We start from the raw sequence: 16,573 nt of genomic DNA, 5'->3' as shown, positions 1-16,573 counted from the left end.
ATTCGCAACCGCTTAGATGTCCGTCGAGTAGCGGATGCCGCCGTCGGGGATCGTGACCCCCGGCCACACCCGTGCACCGCGCAACAGCTCGCAGCGCGCACCGATGTCGGCGCCGTCGCCGATCACACCGTCGCGGATGAGCGCGCGGGGTCCGATGCGCGCTCCGAAGCCGATGATCGACCGCTCGATCACCGCCCCTGCGCCGATCTTGGCGCCGTCGAAGATCACCGCACCGTCCAGACGGGCACCACCGGCGATCTCGGCGCCTCGACCGACGACCGTGCCGCCGATGAGCAGCGCTCCCGGCGCGACGCTCGCCCCGTCGTGGACGAGCTCCTCACCGCGGTGCCCGTGCAGCGCGGGTGACGGTGCGATACCGCGGACCAGATCGGCCGATCCGCGCACGAAATCTTCGGGCGTGCCCATGTCCCGCCAGTACGTGGAGTCGACGTAGCCACACACCCGCAGGCCGTCGGCGAGCAAGCCCGGGAACACCTCGCGTTCGACGGACAGCGCACGCCCCTTCGGGATGCGATCGATGACCTCGCGCTTGAAGACGTAACATCCGGCGTTGATCTGATCTGTCGGCGGATCCTGTGTCTTCTCCAGGAACGCCGTGACGACACCGTCGGAATCAGTTGGCACACAACCGAATGCCCTGGGGTCGCCGACTCGAACCAGATGCAGAGTGACATCGGCGTCGTTGTTCTCGTGGCTGTCCAGCAGCGCGCGCAGATCAGCGCCGGACAACACGTCGCCGTTGAAAACCAGCGCATTGGAGTGCCGAAGCTTGGACGCTACGTTGGCGATGCCGCCGCCGGTGCCCAACGGCTCGGTCTCGACGACGTATTCGATCTGCAGCCCGAGCTTGGACCCATCACCGAACTCCGACTCGAAGACCGCCGCCTTGTACGACGTGCCGAGGACGACGTGCTCGATGCCGGCATCGGCGATCCTCGACAGCAGGTGGGTGAGGAACGGCAAACCCGCGGTCGGCAGCATCGGTTTGGGTGCCGACAGCGTCAATGGGCGCAATCGGGTGCCCAGACCGCCGACCAATATGACGGCATCTACTTCCGCAGGGTTCATCGGACCCGTCCCCCCTTCGCCTGTTTGCGCCGGGAATTGCGCACGACCAGGCCAGCGCGCGCAGCCAGAGCGGCCTTGATTGTCCATCGCAGAGGCGCCTGTGACCAGTGCGGATAGCGATCCGCAAGGAAAGTGTAGGTGCTGGTGTGGTGGGCGGCCAGGTTGCGGGCAGGATCCCGTCCTGTCGCGTGACCCTTGTCGTGCAAAATTTCGGCTGACGGCACGTACACATTCTGCCAGCCCGCGTGTCCCAGACGATCTCCCAGGTCAACGTCCTCCATGTACATGAAGTAGCGCTCGTCAAACCCCGCGATCTCGTCGAACGCAGCCCGCCGCAGCAACAAACAAGACCCAGACAACCAACCGACGGCACGTTCGCTGGGACGCTCCCTGGCCTGCCGGTAGGTCGCGGTCCACGGATTGGACCGCCACAGCGGTCCGACGACCGCGTGCATACCGCCCCGGATCAGACTGGGCAGGTGTCGCGCCGACGGGTACACCGTGCCGTCGGGGTCGCGGATCATTGGCCCCAGAGCACCCGCGCGCGGCCAGCGTGATGCGGCGTCGATGAGGATGTCGATGCTGTGCGGACCCCACTGCACGTCGGGGTTGGCGACGATGAAGAATTCCGAGTCCCCCGAGATCGCTTGAGCCGAGCCGCCTTTCAGGTACTCGTTCACGGCACGATTCACCGCACTGCCGTAACCCAGGTTGGCTCCGGTGCGCAACAGGCGCACGTTGGAATAGTGCTCCAACGCTTCTTCAGGCGCACCGTCGGTCGACCCGTTGTCGGACATGATGACCGTCACCGCGCGGTCGGTGGCATGCGACAGCGACGCCAGGAACCGGTTCAGATGCGGTCCCGGCGAATAGGTCACCGTCACCACTACGAGCTCGTCACTCACGTGACGGCTACCAACTCATGCTTCACGGCGTAGAGGTTAATGGGCTGTGGTCCGCGATCGCCGCGGCGAGCGCCTCACGCCAAGGCCGCAGCGGAGTCAGCCCGGCATCGGCGGACAGCCGGGCCGACAGCGCCGAGTACTGCGGCCGCGGGGCTGGCCTGGGATGGCGGTCGGTGCCAACCGGGCGCACCCGGGCAGGATCGGCTCCCACGGCCTCGAAGACCGCTTGTGCCTGCTCGTAGCGGCTGGCTTCGCCCGCGTTGGCGGCATGCAGCACCGGCTCTCGGATGTTGCCCTCTGCCACCTCGAGCAGGGCGCCCACCAGGTCGGCGGCGTATGTGGGCGAGCCGACCTGGTCGGCCACCACGTCCACGGTCTGATCCCCGGCGGCAAGACGACGCATCACCGCCACGAAGTCGCTGCCGTCACCGCCCTCGTAGATCCACGCCGTCCGGACGATGTGCGCATCGGGCATCGCGGCGAGCACCGAAAACTCACCAGCGAGTTTGGTGCGGCCGTAAACGCCCACCGGCGCGGTCTCGTCGTCGATCTCGAACGGGGTGCGCTTCGGGCCGGAGAAGACGTAGTCGGTGGAGATGTGGATGAAATCTGCGCCCGCGCGGGCACAGGCGTGCGCGATATTGGCGGGCCCCACGGCGTTGACGGCGTGGGCGCGCTCCTCGTCGGACTCCGCCGCGTCGACCTTGGTGTAGGCGGCACAGTTGATCACCACGTCACCCGATTCGATGAATCGCTCGGCCGCCGGCGCGTCGGTGATATCCCACTCTGACGAGGTCAGCGCCAGTACCTCGCGGCCCCGACTGCGCGCCTGAGCTGCCAATTCACGTCCGACCATGCCACCGGCACCGGAGATAACGATTCGGGCAGATTCTTGGAAACCCATGGTGACGAGTCTGGCACGCCGACCCGGGCTACCGGGTCTGCGCCCTTATCGCAAGTAACCTGGGCTGATGCCCGCTCGTACTCTTCGTGTCATCGCCGTGTCGATGGCACTGGCGATCGTCGTCGGCACCGGCGTCGCCTGGGGCAAGATCCGATCGTTCGAGTCAGGCATCAACCACATCTCCCCCATTTCGTTGGGCGGGGGCGGTGAAGACGGTGCGATCGACATCCTGCTGGTCGGTGTCGACAGCCGCACCGATGCGCACGGAAACCCGTTGAGCCAGGAAGAACTCGCAACGCTGCGGGCAGGCGATGACGAGGCGACCAATACCGACACGATCATCTTGGTGCGAATTCCCAACAACGGTAAGTCCGCCACCGCGATCTCGATACCGCGCGACTCCTACGTCGAGGCGCCCGGGGTCGGCAAGATGAAGATCAACGGGGTCTACGGCTCGGCCCATTTCGAGAAGCTCGTCGAGCTGGTCGAACAGGACGGTATGGAAAAGGCGCAAGCCGAACCGGAAGCCATCGAAGCCGGCCGCGAGGCGTTGATCAAGACCGTGGCCAGCCTGACCGGCGTCACCGTCGACCACTACGCCGAGATCGGGCTGCTCGGGTTTTCGCTCATCACAGACGCTCTCGGCGGCGTGAATGTCTGCCTGACGAACCCTGTCTACGAACCCCTTTCGGGTGCCGACTTTCCGGCGGGCTGGCAGAAGCTGAGCGGTCCGCAAGCGCTGAGCTTCGTTCGCCAGCGTCACGATCTGCCCCGCGGCGACCTGGACCGGGTGGTGCGCCAGCAGGCGGTCATGGCATCGCTTGCCCACGAAGTCATTTCGAGCAAGACACTGTCGAGCCCGGCGACGCTGAACCGGCTCGAGGACGCGGTGCAGCGCTCTGTCGTGCTGTCCGACGGTTGGGACGTCATGGAATTCGCCGAACAGTTGCAAAAGCTGGCCGCGGGCAACGTCGCCTTCGCCACGATTCCCGTGCTGCAGGAGAACGGTTGGAGTGACGACGGCATGCAAAGCGTGGTGCGGGTCGACGCGGGCGAGGTCAAGGATTGGGTCGACAGCCTGCTGCACGACCAGGACGAGGGCAAGACCGAGGAATTGGCCTACACGCCCGAGAAGACGACCGCCGACGTGGTCAACGCCAGCGACGTCAACGGTCTGGCCTCCGCGGTCTCACAGGTGCTGACCAACAAGGGCTTCTCCCCGGGCAGCACCGGAAACCATGAAGGTGCCCCGGTCACGGGCAGCCAGGTGCAGGCGGCCAAGGCCGATGACCTCGGCGCGCAGGCGATTGCCAAGGATCTGGGCGGACTGCCGATCGTCGAGGACGCGTCGGTGGCGCCCGGCTCGGTACGGGTGGTCCTCGCTGCCGATTACACGGGTCCCGGTTCGGGCCTCGACGGCATCGACCCGACGCTGACCACCGCCGACCCCGTAGCGGCCGGCTCAACGGCGGAAGACCCACTGGCGTCGCCGATCATCACCGCAGGCTCGAACGACCCGGAGTGCGTCAACTAGCTGTGAGCACAGTCAGTTCGGCGATCCTCGATCCGCTCATGGCATCCGATCCTGCCGGTCCGCGGATCACCTACTACGACGACGCGACCGGTGAGCGCATCGAATTATCCACCGCCACACTGTGGAACTGGGCGGCCAAGACCGGCAACCTCCTGCGGGACGAACTGGGCGCGGGTCCGTCCAGCAGGGTCGCGGTGCTGTTGCCCGCGCACTGGCAGACCGCGGCCGTGCTGTTCGGAATTTGGTGGATCGGCGCCGAAGTCGTCACTGCCGGAGAAGCCGACATCGCGTTGTGTACCGCGGATCGTCTCGACGAGGCCGACGACGCCGTCGGAGTGGGCGAGATCGCCGTGCTGTCGCTGGATCCGTTCGGCAAGCCGGCGCCCGATCTTCCCGTGGGCGTGACCGACTACGCCACCGCGGTGCGTGTACACGGCGACCAGATCATCCCCGAACGCCATCCCGGTGCAGCGCTCGAGGGCCGGTCGGCGGCCGACGTGGTGTCCGACGCGCAGGCGTCCGCTGCCGAACAGGGGCTCACGGCCGACGACCGCGTGATGTCGACGGCCGACTGGACGCACGCCAACCACCTGACCAAGAATCTGCTCGCAGTCTTCGCGGCCGGTGCATCGCTGGTGCAGGTGGCGAATCAGGATGCCGCGGCGATGGGTCGCCGCAGACAAATGGAGAAGATCACCCGCGGTTGAGCGAACGATGCCACGCTGAATCATGATCAGTCGGCGTCAGTTCATGGTCGTGGGCGCGTTGGGTGTGGCGGGCGTAGCAACGGCCTGCTCGCAGTCGCAGACACCGTCAGCCGGACCGGCGAACCTCTCTCTGGCGGCCGGTGAGTCCGACCTCGACCTCGCCGGCGCTACGCTTCGCACCTGGGCCTATAACAAGCAGGTGCCCGCTCGTGAAATTCGCCTGCGCAAGGGGGAGCGACTCCGGGCCGAACTGACCAATGCCCTGCCCCAGGACGTCACCGTGCACTGGCACGGCATCGCGATTGTCAACGATATGGACGGGGTACCGCCCCTGACGCAGGCGGCGGTGGCCAATGGTCAGACGTTCACCTACGACTTCGTGGTGCCCGACGCCGGAACCTATTGGTTCCATTCTCATGTCGGCACCCAACTGGACCGCGGCCTGTACGGGCCACTCATCGTCGAGGACCCCGACGAGAAGGTCGACTACGACGACGAACTCGTTGTCGTGCTGGACGATTGGATCGACGGCACCGGCACCAACCCCGACCAGGTGTTCGAGAATCTGCGCAAGACGGGGATGAAGCCGATGGAACCAGGCGGCCCCGGCGTGACGCCGATGACTCCGCTCGGCCAAGACGGCGGCGACGTCACCTACCCCTACTTCATCATCAACGGCCGTGCCGCGAAAGATCCCCAGGTTGCGGATTACCGCACGGGCCAACGGATTCGGCTGCGGGTGATCAACGCGGGTTCCGACACGGCGTTTCGGGTGGCGGTACCCGGCACGTCCATGCGGGTCATTCAGACCGACGGCTTCCCGGTGGTTCCCGTGCAGGCGGACTCCGTGCTCCTTGGCATGGGTGAGCGGTTCGACGCGATCATCGCCGTCGACGAGTCGCGGCCGGTCATCGCCGTGCCCTACGGCAAGCCGGGCCATGCCCAGCTGAACATGCGGGTCGACAACAAGCCCGCCGCAGTGAACGTCGACGAGTTCGTGGCGTCGGTAGGGACGCAGGCGCCGCTGGACACCGCGACGCTGTCACCCGCGCCGGAGGTGACGCTGCCCGCGAAAAAGCCCGACCAGATCATCGACGCCCGCCTGGCCGGACCCGTCGACGGCTACAACTGGCCGATCAACGGAAAGCTGTACGACCCGCCGCGCGATGGGGTGACGGTGCAGCCGAATCAGCGGGTCCGCATCAGGTACATCAACGAGTCGATGATGTTTCACCCGTTCCATCTACACGGCCACACATTCCAGGTGATGAACGGTGACACCCCGAAGGCGCGCAAGGACACGGTGCTGGTGCCGCCGCTGCAGACCGTCGATGTGGACTTCGACACCGATAATCCCGGCAAGTGGATCACTCACTGCCACAACACCTATCACCTCGAGGCGGGGATGGCGTTCTTTCTCCAGTACGCCGGCTGATCCCTACTTGAGCAGGGCGCGCGACATGACCACACGCTGAATCTGGTTGGTGCCCTCGTAGATCTGCGTGATCTTGGCGTCGCGCATGAACCGCTCGACGGGGAAGTCCACCGTGTAGCCGTAGCCGCCGAACAGCTGCACCGCATCGGTGGTCACCGACATCGCGACATCGGACGCGTAGCACTTGGCCGCCGAGGAGATGAATCCGAGATCGGGCTCGCCGCGTTCGGCGCGCGCGGCAGCGGTGTACACCATCAGCCGGGCCGCCTCGATCTTCATCGCCATGTCGGCGAGCATGAACTGCACCGCCTGGAAATCTGCGATGCGCTGACGGAACTGCTTGCGCTCCTTGGTGTATGCGATCGCAGCCTCGAGCGCGCCCTGGGCGATGCCGACAGCTTGGGCACCGATCGTCGGGCGGGTGTGGTCGAGAGTGGCCAGTGCGGTCTTGAAGCCGGTGCCCTCGTCGCCGATGATCCGATCGCCCGGGATGCGGCAGTCCTCGAAATACAGTTCTGTCGTCGGGGACCCCTTGATGCCCAACTTACGCTCCTTGGCGCCGACCGCGAACCCGGGATCGTCCTTGTGCACGACGAACGCCGAGATCCCGTTGGCGCCCTTGTCCGCATCGGTCACCGCCATCACGGTGTACCAGGTGGAGTGCCCGCCGTTGGAGATCCAGCACTTGGCGCCGTTGAGCACCCAGTCGTCTCCGTCGCGGCGCGCACGGGTCCGCATCGACGCCGCATCGCTACCGGCCTCACGCTCGGAGAGCGCATACGACGCCGCCGCTTCACCGGCGGCGATGCTCGGCAGCACCTGCTTCTTGAGTTCTTCGGACCCCCGCAGCAGCAGGCCCATGGTGCCGAGCTTGTTGCATATCGGAATCAGCGACGACGACGCACACACCCGCGCGACCTCTTCGATGACGATGCAGGCGGCCACCGAATCGCCGCCCTGGCCGCCGTACTCCTCGGGGATGTGGATCGCGGCCATTCCGGCAGCGGTCAGCGCCGCTTCGGCTTCGTCGGTGTAGCGCGCCTTCTCATCGACGTCCGCTGCGTGCGGCGCGATCTCCTTGTCACACAGATCGCGCAGCACCGCGCGCAACTCGGTGTGCTCGTCAGAAAGCTTGAAAGCGTCGAACGACGGGTTTCCGATGGCCATGACAACTCCTTGCTACTCGTCGGTAACTTTACCGTCCCGGCCGAGCAGCCGGTCACGCAGAGCCGCGTCCTTCTGCAGGACCATGTCCGACAGCGCGCTCTGGAAATCCTCGACGCGCTTGCGCAGCGCGGCATCCGACGACCCGAGAATCCGCACGGCCAGCAGCCCGGCGTTGCGGGCGCCACCAATCGACACGGTCGCCACGGGCACCCCGGCGGGCATCTGCACGATCGACAGCAGCGAATCGAGGCCGTCGAGCTTGGCCAGGGGCACCGGAACGCCGATGACGGGCAGCGGCGTCGCCGAAGCCACCATGCCCGGCAGGTGCGCGGCTCCGCCGGCACCGGCGATGATCACCTCGATGCCGCGCGCGGCGGCCGACTTCGCGTAATCCAGCATCCGATCGGGCGTGCGGTGCGCCGACACGACGCCGACCTCGAACGGAATGTCGAACTCGGCCAGCGCAAGTGCCGCGTCCTCCATCACCGACCAGTCGCTGTCGCTGCCCATGATCACGCCGACGCGTGGCGTCGTGCCGTCACTCATGGTTGTCTCTCTTCGCGCAAGCGCTCATCGGGTTGTCTCTCTTCGCGCAAGCGCTCATCGGTGCCCACTCCATCCGTCGGTCCATTCCGCATGCGACAACCAGTGCGCCGCGCGCGTCGCGCGTTCCCGGACCTCCCCGACATACGCGGCGTCGTCCGGGGATCCCCACGCCGCCCCAAGCACGTTGACGTGGCCGATCTTGCGACCGGGACGCTCGCCCTTGCCGTACAGATGCACCTTGGCCTCTGGAATTCGCCCGAACAGGTGATGCAGTCGCTCGTCCATGCTCATCGTCGGGGTTTGTTGAGCGCCAAGCACATTCGCCATGACGGTCACCGGCGCGATCGGCGAGGTGTCCCCCAGCGGATAGTCGAGCACCGCTCGGAGATGCTGCTCGAACTGGCTCGTGCGCGCACCGTCCATCGACCAGTGCCCCGAATTGTGGGGCCGCATCGCCAACTCGTTCACCAGCAGCCCGCCGTCGGTTGTCTCGAACAGTTCGACCGCCAGCACACCGACGACGCCGAGCTCTTCGGCAAGGCGCAGCGCGAGACCGCCTGCGGCACCGGCGACGTCGTCGGCGAGGTCGGGAGCTGGTGCGATCACCTCCACACAGATGCCGTCGCGCTGCACGGTCTGCACCACCGGCCACGCCGCACCCTGACCGAACGGTGAACGGGCCACCAGCGCAGCGAGTTCACGCCGCATCTCGACCTTCTCCTCGACCAGGACGTCGGCCCCCGACTCCAGATACTCGGCGGCCGCCTCGCGCGCGTGGGCGATATCGCGCGCCAGCGTGACACCGCGGCCGTCGTAGCCTCCGCGCACGGTCTTGAGCACCAGCGCGGCATCCGAACCGGCCGCGAAATCGTCCACATCACCGGGCGACGTCACGGCCGCGAACCGCGGCACCGGCGCACCGAGTGCCTCCAGGCGTCGTCGCATCACCAGCTTGTCCTGCGCGTGGATCAGCGCCGTCGGCGGCGGCGCGACGTTCACCCCCTCCGCGATCAGCTTGTCGAGCATCTCGGTAGGCACGTGCTCGTGGTCGAACGTCAGCGCATCTGCGCCGACCGCCGCACGGCGCAGCGCGTCGAGGTCGTCGTGGGCGCCGAGCACCACGTCGGGGGTCACCTGAGCGGCGGGATCCTCGGATGTGACGGCCAACACACGCAGTGTCTGACCGAGCGCGATGGCCGCCTGATGGGTCATCCTCGCCAGCTGTCCGCCGCCGATCATGGTCACTAGCGGCGGCTTCGTCGAATTGCGCGGCACGGACCTATGTTGTCATGCCGACCTAGGGTTTACCGCCGGTGACCTGCACGGGTACGCGTGACGTGGTCGATTTCCGTAGACTGCCCTGTTGTGTCCTTCACCGATGCCACGATCGCGCGGCTCCCGAGCCCGATCCGGCCGTACTTCGAACGGCACCACGAGCTCATCAAGTTCGCGATCGTCGGCGCCACCACCTTCGTCATCGACTCGACGGTCTTCTTCACGCTGAAGCTCACGGTGCTGGAGCCCAAGCCAGTGACGGCCAAGATCATCGCCGGCGTCGTCGCGGTGATCGCGTCCTACATCCTCAACCGCGAATGGAGCTTCCGCGACCGCGGCGGCCGGGAACGGCACCACGAGGCGCTGATGTTCTTCGCGTTCAGTGGCGTCGGCGTGCTGCTCTCGATGGCGCCGCTGTGGTTCTCCAGCTATGTGCTGATGCTGCGTGTGCCCGAAGTCAGCCTGACTGTGGAGAACATCTCCGACTTCGTCGCGGCCTACATCATCGGCAACCTGTTGCAGATGGCCTTCCGCTTCTGGGCGTTCCGACGCTGGGTGTTTCCGGACGAGTTCGGTCGCAACCCGGACAAGGCACTGGAGGCCACGCTCACCGGCGGGGGTATCGCCGAAGCCGTCGAGGATGTTCGCGACCCGGCTCTGCGTGGGATCGATGCGGACGGCACCGTGACACCGCTGCGCAGGCCGACCCGCCGCGCGCGGCGACTGGCTCAGCTCGGCGATTCCTCCGAGCCCAGGGTGTCGAAGACTTCGTGATACAGCAGCGAGTGGACCTCTTCCACTCGCGGAATGTCCATGAACTCCAGCGGATCCTGAGACGCTGACTCGATGATCAGTGTGCCGGTGCGCAGCATGCGATCAAGCACGCCGTGGCGGAATTCCACGCTGTTGATCCGGGCCAGTGGAATGTCGATGCCTGAGCGGGTCAGCAGCCCGTGCCGGAACATCACCCTGCGGTCGGTGATGACGAAATGCGTCGTCCACCAATTGAGGAACGGCCAGACCGTCAGCCAGATGACGATGACCGCCCACACGACCGCGATGACGATCATCACGACGTTGCGGGCGGTGGGGTCCCAGTTGGTGGTGTTGACGTAGCCCGCCGCGAACGTCGCGACCGCAGTGATCACCAACAGGATCAGGATGGGACCTATCAGTCGCTTCCAATGCGGATGGCGGTGCAGCACCACATGCTCGTCTTGGGCGAGCACCTTTTCCGGATATCCCATGAGCGAAGACCCTATTCCGGATCAACCGTCCGCGGGCCGCAAGTGGACGATGTCACCTGCGGCGACGATGGTCGGCCCGCCGTCGGTGTCGATCGACAGCCGGCCCTGGTCGTCGACGTCGCGAGCCACCCCCAGGATCTCGCGGTCGCCGGGGAGAATCGCGCGGACCGGCAGCCCAAGGGTCAGGCTGCGGGCCCGGTAGTCGGCCATCAGTTCCGGGTCCGCGCCGCCGGCGCTGCGCCAGGCATCGACGCGACGGCCCAACTCGGTCAGCAGCCGAACGATGAGTTCCTGACGATCCGGCGCGGCGACGCCGAGCCCGACGAGGGATGTCACACCGTCGACGCCCACCTCGTCACCACGCAGTGACACGTTGAGGCCGATGCCGACGACGACCACCCGTTGCTCGGCGGCGACCTCGGCCAGGATTCCCGCCAATTTGCCGCCGCCGGCGAGCACGTCGTTGGGCCATTTCAATCCGGCGTCGACGCCGATGCTGTTCACGGTGTCGACGATGGCCACCCCCGTCGCCAGCGGAAGCCAGCCCCAGGCGTCCGTCGGCACCGCGGCGGCATCGATCGCCACCGACAGCGTGATCTGGGCGTATCGCGCCGCCGCCCAGCTGCGCCCTTGCCTGCCGCGGCCGGCGGTCTGGTGTTCGGCGATCAGGACAGCGCCCGCGATGTCGGCGCCGCTGTTGGCCCGCGCGATCAGGTCGGAGTTCGTGGACCCGGTCTGAGCCACCACGTCGACCGTCCGCCACACCGGGCCGCCTTCGATGGCGGCACGCAACGTCGTCTCGTCGAGGGGAGCGCGCTCAGCAGTCATTGGCCAAACGTAAGCGACGCCGCGCACGGCTGCTTAAGGAGATATTAAGGACGCGCTGTCCGCGTCGTTGGCGCCGTTCGTTAGCATCGACGCTCATGACGAGCGTTAGCGATCAGTCGGTCGAGCCCGCGGGCGAGCACGAGATCGACATCCACACCACCGCAGGCAAGCTGGCCGATCTTCGCAAGCGCACCGAAGAGACGCTGCACCCGGTCGGAGAGGCGGCGGTCGAGAAGATCCACGCCAAGGGCAAGCTGACCGCCCGTGAGCGCATCCTGGCGTTGCTGGACGAGGGCTCGTTCGTCGAACTCGACGCGCTGGCCCGGCACCGCAGCACGAACTTCGGACTGCAGGACAAGCGCCCGTTCGGCGACGGTGTGGTGACCGGCTACGGCACCATCGACGGCCGCGAGGTCTGCATCTTCAGCCAGGACGTCTCGGTGTTCGGCGGCAGCCTCGGCGAGGTCTACGGCGAAAAGATCGTCAAGGTTCAGGATCTCGCGATCAAGACCGGGCGTCCGTTGATCGGCATCAACGACGGCGCCGGAGCCCGCATCCAAGAGGGTGTGGTGTCACTTGGCTTGTACAGCAACATCTTTCACAACAACATCATGGCCTCCGGTGTCATCCCGCAGATCTCGCTGATCATGGGCGCCGCCGCGGGCGGGCACGTGTACTCCCCCGCGCTGACCGACTTCGTCGTCATGGTCGACCAGACCAGCCAGATGTTCATCACCGGACCGGACGTCATCAAGACCGTCACCGGCGAGGACGTGACGATGGAGGAATTGGGCGGCGCGCACACGCACATGGCCAAGTCGGGCACCGCGCATTACGTGGCGACCGGCGAGCAGGACGCCTTCGACTACGTCCGCGACCTGCTGTCGTATCTGCCCGCCAACAACTACGCCGACCCGCCGCGTTACCCGGCCGCGGTGCCGGAGGGCGCGATCGAGGACAACCTCACCGAAGAGGACCTCGAGCTGGACACGCTGATCCCCGATTCGCCGAACCAGCCCTACGACATGCACGAGGTCATCACGCGGATCCTCGACGACGACGAGTTCCTCGAGGTACAGCAGGGCTACGCGCAGAACATCATCGTCGGCTTCGGCCGCATCGAAGGCCGACCGGTCGGCATCGTCGCCAACCAGCCGACCCAGTTCGCGGGCTGCCTGGACATCAACGCCTCGGAGAAGGCGGCGCGGTTCATCCGCACCTGCGACTGCTTCAACGTGCCGATCGTGATGCTGGTCGATGTTCCGGGCTTCCTGCCGGGCACCGACCAGGAGTACAACGGCATCATCCGCCGCGGCGCGAAGCTGCTGTATGCCTACGGCGAGGCGACCGTCGCCAAGATCACCGTCATCACCCGCAAGGCCTACGGCGGCGCGTACTGCGTCATGGGCTCGAAGGAGATGGGCGCCGACGTGAACGTCGCGTGGCCGAGCGCGCAGATCGCGGTCATGGGCGCCGCGGGCGCGGTCGGGTTCGTGTACCGGCAGGAGCTGGCCAAGGCGGCCAAGGAGGGTCAGGATGTCGACGCGCTTCGCTTGGAGCTGCAGCAGACGTACGAGGACACTCTGGTCAATCCGTACATCGCCGCCGAACGTGGCTATGTGGACGCGGTGATCCCGCCGTCGCACACCCGCGGCTACGTCGCAACGGCCCTGCGCCTGCTCGAACGCAAGATCACGCAGGTGCCGCCGAAGAAGCACGGAAACATCCCGCTATGACCGGAGACGAGGCCGTGACCGCAGAGCACCACGACCACGAAGTGCCCATCCAGGTCGTAAAGGGCAAGCCGACCGATGAGGACATCGCCGCGGTCATCGCTGTGCTCGCCGCCGCTTCCGGTACCCCCGCCGAGCCGAGGGAGCAGGAAGAGAACCTGTGGGGGCATCCGGTCGACCGGCTGCGCTATTCGTTCTTCAGCTGGCAGAAGGTGACACTTCAGCAACGGACGCACATGCGCCATCGATGACGCGATTCGTTCTCGCGTCAGCATCGCCCGGTCGCCGTAAGGTGTTGCGCCAGGCGGGAATCGACCCACTTGTCATCGTCTCCGGTGTCGACGAGGACGCCGTCATGGCCCGTCTGGAACCGTCGGCCACCCCCGCCGACGTGACCACCGCGCTGGCCGCCGCAAAGGCGGATGCCGTTGTCGGGGTCCTCGATGCCGACGTCGCCGCCGATTGCGTTGTCATCGGCTGTGATTCGATGCTGTACCACGATGGCACATTGCGCGGTAAGCCCACCACCGTCGACGCGGCGCGCGCCGGCTGGCAGCAGATGGCGGGGACTTCGGGCGAGCTCTACACCGGCCATAGCGTGATTCGTTTGCAGGACAACGCAATAGCGTGGCGTGCCGCCGATGCCACCGTGACCACGGTGCGGTTCGCCAGCCCGTCCACAGCGGATCTGGATGCCTACGTCGACAGCGGCGAGCCCACGGCGGTCGCGGGTGGATTCACGCTCGACGGGCTGGGCGGCTGGTTCGTCGACGGCGTCGACGGCGATCCGTCGTCGGTGATCGGTATCGGACTGCCGCTGATCCGTCGGCTACTCGCCGACGGGGGCCTGTCGATCGCCGAACTCTGGTCCGCCAACCCGCTGCGCTGATCCGCCGCGTGGGTAGGCTCGCAGTGTGCCGCTACCCGCCGATCCCGCCCCCGCCCTGGCCGAGTACGCCCACCCGGAACGCCTGGTCACCCCCGACTGGCTGTCGGGCAACCTCGGCAGGCCCGGACTGGCCATCGTCGAATCCGACGAGGACGTGCTCCTCTACGACACCGGCCACATCCCCGGCGCGGTGAAGATCGACTGGCACACCGACCTCAACGACCCGACGGTCCGCGACTACATCGACGGCGCGCAATTCGCCGAGCTGATGAACCGTAAGGGCATCTCCCGCGATGACACCGTCGTCATCTACGGCGACAAGAGCAACTGGTGGGCCGCCTACGCCCTGTGGGTGTTCACGCTGTTCGGCCACCCCGACGTGCGCCTGCTCGATGGCGGGCGCGACCTGTGGATCTCCGACGGCCGCGACACCAACCTGGACGTACCGTCCAAGCAGACCACGGGCTACCCCGTGGTCGAACGCAACGACGCGCCGATCCGCGCCTACAAGGAGGACGTGCTGGAGATCATCGGCTCGCAGCCGCTGATCGACGTCCGCTCACCGCAGGAGTACACCGGGGAGCGCACCCACATGCCGGACTACCCCGAGGAGGGCGCGCTGCGCGGCGGGCACATCCCGACCGCACGGTCGATCCCGTGGGGTAAGGCGGCCAGGGACAACGGCCAGTTCCGTAGCCGCGCCGAACTCGACGAGTTGTACGGCTTCCTGTCCGACGACGACAAGACCGTCGTGTACTGCCGCATCGGCGAACGCAGCAGCCACACCTGGTTCGTGCTCACGCATCTGCTTGGCCGCGAAGGCGTGCGAAATTACGACGGTTCCTGGACCGAGTGGGGCAACGCGGTGCGGGTGCCCGTGGCCGTCGGAGAAGAGCCTGGCGAACCGACATGACGGCGGCGCAATGAGCATGCCGGCCGCGCTGGCCGAGGTCGTATCCGACTTCCAGGAGATGCAGGGCCAGGACAAGCTGCAGCTGCTGCTGGAGTTCGCGGGTGAACTGCCCCCGCTGCCCGCCGAACTGGAAGAGGCGGCCATGGAGCCGGTGCCCGAATGCCAGTCACCGCTGTTCCTCCACGTCGACGCCGCCGACCGGGACAACGTCCGGCTGTATTTCAGCGCGCCCGCGGAAGCGCCGACCACGCGTGGTTTCGCGGCGATCCTGGCGGCCGGGCTCGACTCACAGCCCGCCGAAGACATCCTCGCCGTACCCGACGACTTCTACAGCGAACTCGGCCTGGCGGCGCTGATCAGCCCGCTGCGGCTGCGCGGCATGTCGGCGATGCTGGCCCGTATCAAGAAACGGCTCAGATAACGGCGAGCTGTGAAGGTGCTGTGGAGGTGAATGGGGGGAAACGTTGCGGGTAATGCTTTGCAGATGGGGGAAACGCAAGTGCAACGCCACACCGAAGCGGTAGCGGCGAATCTGGCGAGCCATGCCAGCCACGCCAAGGCCGACCTGGACCAGCACGGACTGGTTTCCCTCCGCGGCATCATCGCGGCCGAGTGGCTCGCCGCCGCGCGCGGTGAGGTGGATGCTTACCTTGCTCGCTATGGGCGGCGTGAACACAACTTGACCAACGCGGACTCCTGGGAGTGCCCCACGATCGAAGCGCTGGCCGATCACCTGCGCATCGAGACATTTCTGCATTCGTTGACGTCGCTGCCGGAATCCGCTGAATTTGGTTACGCGGGTTATCAGCAGCGAGTTCTTCGCATACTGGACGGTTCTAATGTGGAGACCCCGCCGTTCGACTGGCACTACGACTCGAATGCGTTGACGATGCTTGTTCCGATCGTCGTTCCCGCCGATGGCACCGGCCAGGTGGCGATATTCCCCGACCATCGCCCGCACCGCCGGTGGGCCGCGCTGAGCGCAGCCGAGCGACTGCTCGTGCACAACCAGATGCACGGCCGCCGGATGCGCCAGCGCTACGAGGACGACCCGACTGCGTTCACAATCCCGCTCGTCCCCGGTGATGCGTACCTCTTCAGGGGATACCGTGCGCTGCACTCCGTACTGCCCTGGTCCAAAGACACTCTGCGGGTGACGCTTGTCCTCCAGTACGGCCGTCCCTACGGGGCGGAGGGTCCCGTCATCCGGGCGGTCAGGAGGTGGCGCGACACCAAACGCAAGCGGCGCACCACCGATCTCCTGGCGCACAACCGAGCACTGTGAGCGGAGCTACCCGGCAGTAACCGATACCGGTTTGGCGTGGGCGTCGTGCTGCCGCCTAAACTGCCTCCGATACATTCTTAAAGACGTTTCTTAAAAACGATGCCGTCAGGAGGCGC

General features: G+C 66.4%; 18 protein-coding genes. 10 read left to right on the top strand and 8 right to left on the bottom strand.

Going from position 1 to position 16,573, the window contains the following annotated elements:
* Positions 1-12 precede the first annotated feature (12 nt).
* The 3 genes from manB to rfbD are packed head-to-tail and all read right to left on the bottom strand — an operon-like array spanning position 13 to position 2,898.
* Positions 13-1,089 (bottom strand): mannose-1-phosphate guanylyltransferase, encoded by a 1,077-nt coding sequence (gene manB / locus G6N42_RS28780; RefSeq protein ID WP_163736159.1) that lies wholly within the window; start codon positions 1,087-1,089, stop codon positions 13-15.
* On the bottom strand, positions 1,086-1,994 hold the full coding sequence (locus tag G6N42_RS28775; RefSeq protein WP_163736156.1) for a glycosyltransferase family 2 protein: 909 nt from the start codon (positions 1,992-1,994) through the stop codon (positions 1,086-1,088). The genes manB and G6N42_RS28775 overlap by 4 nt, the downstream gene beginning before the upstream one ends.
* Positions 1,995-2,016: 22 nt before the next feature.
* On the bottom strand, positions 2,017-2,898 hold the full coding sequence (gene rfbD / locus G6N42_RS28770) for a dTDP-4-dehydrorhamnose reductase (protein WP_163736154.1): 882 nt from the start codon (positions 2,896-2,898) through the stop codon (positions 2,017-2,019).
* Between the two features lie 67 nt (positions 2,899-2,965).
* Here rfbD and G6N42_RS28765 point away from each other — a divergent pair, with 67 nt between their 5' ends.
* Genes G6N42_RS28765 through G6N42_RS28755 form a run of 3 tightly spaced genes read left to right on the top strand, consistent with a single transcriptional unit; the run spans position 2,966 to position 6,574 of the window.
* Positions 2,966-4,432 (top strand): LCP family protein, encoded by a 1,467-nt coding sequence (locus tag G6N42_RS28765; protein WP_163736151.1) that lies wholly within the window; start codon positions 2,966-2,968, stop codon positions 4,430-4,432.
* A gap of 2 nt (positions 4,433-4,434) precedes the next feature.
* Positions 4,435-5,139: a TIGR03089 family protein gene (locus G6N42_RS28760; RefSeq protein WP_232076405.1), complete on the top strand. Its 705-nt coding sequence runs from the start codon at positions 4,435-4,437 to the stop codon at positions 5,137-5,139.
* A 22-nt stretch (positions 5,140-5,161) separates the two neighbouring features.
* A complete protein-coding gene (locus G6N42_RS28755) occupies positions 5,162-6,574 on the top strand; it encodes a multicopper oxidase family protein (RefSeq protein ID WP_163736145.1) in 1,413 nt (470 codons plus the stop codon).
* 3 nt (positions 6,575-6,577) lie between these two features.
* Here the strand turns inward: G6N42_RS28755 and G6N42_RS28750 are convergent, their stop codons facing one another.
* The 3 genes from G6N42_RS28750 to G6N42_RS28740 are packed head-to-tail and all read right to left on the bottom strand — an operon-like array spanning position 6,578 to position 9,562.
* Positions 6,578-7,741 (bottom strand): acyl-CoA dehydrogenase family protein, encoded by a 1,164-nt coding sequence (locus G6N42_RS28750; RefSeq protein ID WP_163736141.1) that lies wholly within the window; start codon positions 7,739-7,741, stop codon positions 6,578-6,580.
* 12 nt (positions 7,742-7,753) lie between these two features.
* Positions 7,754-8,287, bottom strand: coding sequence for a 5-(carboxyamino)imidazole ribonucleotide mutase (purE, locus tag G6N42_RS28745; protein WP_163736138.1), 534 nt, complete (start codon positions 8,285-8,287; stop codon positions 7,754-7,756).
* Positions 8,288-8,341: 54 nt separating this feature from the next.
* A complete protein-coding gene (locus G6N42_RS28740; protein ID WP_434059604.1) occupies positions 8,342-9,562 on the bottom strand; it encodes a 5-(carboxyamino)imidazole ribonucleotide synthase in 1,221 nt (406 codons plus the stop codon).
* A gap of 90 nt (positions 9,563-9,652) precedes the next feature.
* Here G6N42_RS28740 and G6N42_RS28735 point away from each other — a divergent pair, with 90 nt between their 5' ends.
* Positions 9,653-10,336: a GtrA family protein gene (locus tag G6N42_RS28735; protein ID WP_163736135.1), complete on the top strand. Its 684-nt coding sequence runs from the start codon at positions 9,653-9,655 to the stop codon at positions 10,334-10,336.
* Here the strand turns inward: G6N42_RS28735 and G6N42_RS28730 are convergent.
* Both G6N42_RS28730 and G6N42_RS28725 read right to left on the bottom strand, forming a co-directional pair.
* Positions 10,291-10,809 carry a PH domain-containing protein gene (locus tag G6N42_RS28730; protein WP_163736132.1) on the bottom strand — a complete coding sequence of 173 codons (519 nt, stop codon included), beginning with the start codon at positions 10,807-10,809 and terminating at the stop codon, positions 10,291-10,293. The genes G6N42_RS28735 and G6N42_RS28730 overlap by 46 nt on opposite strands.
* 21 nt (positions 10,810-10,830) lie before the next feature.
* Positions 10,831-11,637, bottom strand: coding sequence for a biotin--[acetyl-CoA-carboxylase] ligase (locus G6N42_RS28725; RefSeq protein ID WP_163736130.1), 807 nt, complete (start codon positions 11,635-11,637; stop codon positions 10,831-10,833).
* 95 nt (positions 11,638-11,732) lie between these two features.
* Between G6N42_RS28725 and G6N42_RS28720 the strand changes: the two genes are divergently transcribed.
* From G6N42_RS28720 to G6N42_RS28695, 6 genes are all read left to right on the top strand, one after another.
* Positions 11,733-13,373 carry an acyl-CoA carboxylase subunit beta gene (locus G6N42_RS28720; protein ID WP_163736126.1) on the top strand — a complete coding sequence of 547 codons (1,641 nt, stop codon included), beginning with the start codon at positions 11,733-11,735 and terminating at the stop codon, positions 13,371-13,373.
* Complete coding sequence (locus G6N42_RS28715; RefSeq protein WP_163736123.1) at positions 13,370-13,621, top strand: acyl-CoA carboxylase epsilon subunit; 252 nt, start codon at positions 13,370-13,372, stop codon at positions 13,619-13,621. Before G6N42_RS28720 ends, G6N42_RS28715 begins: the two co-directional genes overlap by 4 nt.
* On the top strand, positions 13,618-14,259 hold the full coding sequence (locus G6N42_RS28710; RefSeq protein WP_163736120.1) for a Maf family protein: 642 nt from the start codon (positions 13,618-13,620) through the stop codon (positions 14,257-14,259). The genes G6N42_RS28715 and G6N42_RS28710 overlap by 4 nt, the downstream gene beginning before the upstream one ends.
* 25 nt (positions 14,260-14,284) lie before the next feature.
* The gene (locus G6N42_RS28705; RefSeq protein ID WP_163736117.1) at positions 14,285-15,172 is read left to right on the top strand and encodes a sulfurtransferase; all 888 of its coding nucleotides are present in this window, start codon (positions 14,285-14,287) and stop codon (positions 15,170-15,172) included.
* Positions 15,173-15,182: 10 nt separating this feature from the next.
* Positions 15,183-15,593 carry a SufE family protein gene (locus tag G6N42_RS28700; RefSeq protein WP_163736114.1) on the top strand — a complete coding sequence of 137 codons (411 nt, stop codon included), beginning with the start codon at positions 15,183-15,185 and terminating at the stop codon, positions 15,591-15,593.
* Between the two features lie 63 nt (positions 15,594-15,656).
* A complete protein-coding gene (locus G6N42_RS28695) occupies positions 15,657-16,457 on the top strand; it encodes a hypothetical protein (protein WP_163736111.1) in 801 nt (266 codons plus the stop codon).
* The last annotated feature ends 116 nt before the right edge of the window (positions 16,458-16,573 follow it).

The organism is Mycobacterium gallinarum (assembly GCF_010726765.1).
In the GTDB taxonomy this organism is placed as follows: Bacteria; Actinomycetota; Actinomycetes; order Mycobacteriales; family Mycobacteriaceae; genus Mycobacterium; species Mycobacterium gallinarum.
Note: the sequence above shows the minus strand (reverse complement) of the source record. Positions and strands in the feature narration are given on the sequence as shown.